The following is a 2,253-nucleotide window of genomic DNA, read 5'->3' on the forward strand; positions in this document are numbered from 1 at the left end:
TTCCAGTTTGGCATTGAGCCAGTACGCATCACCGATACCGACAACATTCAGGTCAATGAAGGTCTGCCGACTAACGCCGACCCTCAGGTCTATGCCCTCCAGTTAGCTAAGACTGTTAAGGCTATGCTGAACGGTGTACTTAAAGACGCTCAAGATAACATCCCGTTCCCTGTAGAAGTCCTGCCGACCCGTAACAGCTTACCGACTCCAATCATTGCTCACACTCTGGCTGACCGCTCTGTGCTGGTCCCTGTCCGTGGTGGTAAGCGACCTGAAGTTGTGACCGCTCCGTCTGGCACTGAAATCACCGTTGAGCCGATTGAACAGGCGATCCTCGTGTCTCACCAAACAAAGCTTTGGGACCAGAAGTCGACCACTGGTTTCACTCAGGGGACGCTCCAGCAGGACGCACTGAACATCTGCGATAACGTGATTCGTACCATTAACTCTAAGATGGTTGACGTGCTGGAGTCCTCAAAGCTGCTGAAGACCGTAGAACTTCCGGCCCTGACTGGTAGCCTGACCGCTAAGGCTGACGCTATCATGGATGCCCTGTACGAGAACACGGAGTCTTCTTTCGGTTCTGAGGTTTCTGACTACGGCATTATCGCCCATGAGTCACACCTCAAGGCTCTCTCCCGTCTGGCTGCTAAGCAGGGCTTCGGTGGTGAAGACGCTATCGTCGATATGCTGGGGACTGACGTCGCCTATTACAACGGTGAAGACCGTGGCGTGTTCATGATGGCTAAGCGTTTTACGGCTCTGAGCTTCGGTTGCTTCCGTCACGATGGCGAGAGCATTACTGTGGTCCTTTCACGTGATGGAGACTCCCAGTCTCACGACCTTGAGATTCTCGGCAAGGTGTTTGTTGTAGCTGAAGCTGCTACGACCATCAAGATGGGTACTGGCTCGGCTACTGCTGTCCTGCCTGTAGTCAAACGCCTGAGCTTCACTAAAGAAGCTAACTAACAATAACGACTATTGGTCAGACTTCCGAACTGGATGTCTGGCCTTTATTTTGTACTAGTAATCTAGTTTGTGAATACAGAAAGTAGGAGGGCCAAATGGACCTACACAAAGTCTATCTCGTGGTCTTCCTGCTAAAGCTGGGACTGGTGGTCTGGCTATGGGCTATTAGACGATGAGTTTTGACTGAAAAATGTGAGACCTCATCTAATATAAAGAGCGAGCCAAAAGCCCCCATAGCCTGACCTGAGCCAGACCAAAAGGGCCGGGTAGTCAGACCGTGAGTTCTATTCCTTTAGAGGGAATATTACGTGCTTCAAGTCTTGACCTTCTATCTCTAAATGTGTGACTATCACTACAACCAACTGGATTCACCTGTCTTTAAGAAACAATAGGTTAGCTGGTTGTCTTCGATTTGTCGTAGGCTCCCTTCGCCCGCTCCAATTTATCTTCACCTGATCAATCTGCCATTTTTGCTGTATCTGATTTTCTATATTATCTTAATTCAATCACTTCAGGCTTTTCGCAATCGCTGTAACACTTCCCCATTTTTTTGTAAATAAAAAGCGTTTACGCAATGCAATCCTTTTGTAACAACTCAGGTAAAATACCTTATTTTCAAGTTGTTGAATAAGTGGTTATCTACGCTTTTAACAAACGATTGATGGATTATTTTATGAAAGGGAAATCTGCATTAACTCTTCTGCTCGCTGGTATATTTTCGTGCGGCACATGCCAGGCGACAGAGGCAGAAGTGACAAGCGAATCTGTATTTAACATTCTTAATTCCAGGGGGGCAGCAACAGATAAAAGTTATTTATCGTTAAATCCAGATAAGTATCCTAATTATCGTCTTCTGATTCACTCAGCCAAATTAAAAAATGAAATAAAGAGTCACTATACCAAAGACGAAACTCAAGGATTGCTAACATTAACAGAAAACACACGAAAGTTAACGTTGACGGAGAAACCCTGGGGAACGTTTATTCTTGCTTCTACTTTCGAAGATGACAAAACAGCGGCAGAAACCCACTATGATGCTGTCTGGCTGAGGGATAGTTTATGGGGCTATATGGCATTAGTATCAGACCAAGGAAATAGTGTAGCCGCAAAAAAGGTTCTGCTCACCCTGTGGGGTTATATGTCTACGCCCGACCAGATTAAGCGGATGCAGGACATCATTAGCAACCCAAAACGACTGGATGGAATTCTGATCCTACCCACGTAATATGGACACAGGCCTAAGCGAGGTTCTGGTTTTCAAATTGTTCCGGACTGAGGCCGCCA

General features: G+C 46.6%; 1 protein-coding gene and 1 pseudogene. Both read left to right on the forward strand.

Annotated elements, in window-relative coordinates:
* Positions 1 to 969: hypothetical protein (locus ABZJ92_RS21535; RefSeq protein ID WP_353748162.1), on the forward strand; the 969-nt coding region annotated here is incomplete at its 5' end.
* Positions 970 to 1,630: 661 nt separating this feature from the next.
* A pseudogene (gene ygeQ, locus ABZJ92_RS21540) lies at positions 1,631 to 2,176 on the forward strand (protein YgeQ); the annotation flags it as partial.
* Positions 2,177 to 2,253: the final 77 nt, after the last annotated feature.

This window comes from Shigella sp. FJ200513, assembly GCF_040495915.1.
Taxonomy (GTDB): Bacteria; Pseudomonadota; Gammaproteobacteria; order Enterobacterales; family Enterobacteriaceae; genus ECMA0423.